General features: G+C 40.7%; 1 protein-coding gene. It reads left to right on the top strand.

What is annotated here, in order from left to right; translation table 11 throughout:
* Positions 1 to 188 precede the first annotated feature (188 nt).
* The gene (locus tag NYR02_RS18360) at positions 189 to 560 is read left to right on the top strand and encodes a hypothetical protein (RefSeq protein WP_260977823.1); all 372 of its coding nucleotides are present in this window, start codon (positions 189 to 191) and stop codon (positions 558 to 560) included.
* Positions 561 to 671 lie beyond the last annotated feature (111 nt).

Here is a 671-nt window from a genome sequence, read left to right on the forward strand (position 1 = left end):
CGGGAATCGGTTACTGCTCACCGATGGAATACGAGCAAATAGCAGCATGAAAATGAACGTGTCCGTTTTATCGGGGCAAGATCAGTATCGGTCTACGTTCTTTTTTGTGCATTCGCTGCGCTCATTGTCGCACAAAAATCCACTACAACCGCTGCGCAACTGAGCAAGGCGTTAGGATATGGTGAAAAATGAGCATCGAGTTAAAAAACTCAGAAGGATTAGAGTTTGATTTTTCAAATATTGGGTGGGCTTTTTACCTGAATATCGCTATCGAATATGGTTGGAAAGAAAAGGGAACTTTACCTCCAGAAGGCTGGAAGGGCGAATGGAAAGGTGCATATGATATGTCTGAGGGTCAGCTGGTTTCTGAAGCTGACGCAAAAAATATGGCTAGTGCATTAGAAACATATTTAGTAGACCCAAATAAAATTAATGTTGCAAAAGCTATGGCCAAAGAGTTTAAAAAAGCTGGTATTCCAATGGAAGTTGATGAAAATGATAAAGAATTTCTGTCTGAATATATAACTTTTGCGAAGAAATCAGAGTTCCGAATATGGTAACTCCTAACAAGTGTATGCTACGGACAAATGATCTTCCCCCGCTTTAACGGACACCAAAGTCAAACTGACGAGGTGTCCAATGCCAAAATATACTCAGCCAAGAAAGACTTG

It is taken from the genome of Thalassolituus pacificus, assembly GCF_025318105.1.
GTDB lineage: Bacteria > Pseudomonadota > Gammaproteobacteria > Pseudomonadales > Oceanobacteraceae > Venatoribacter > Venatoribacter pacificus.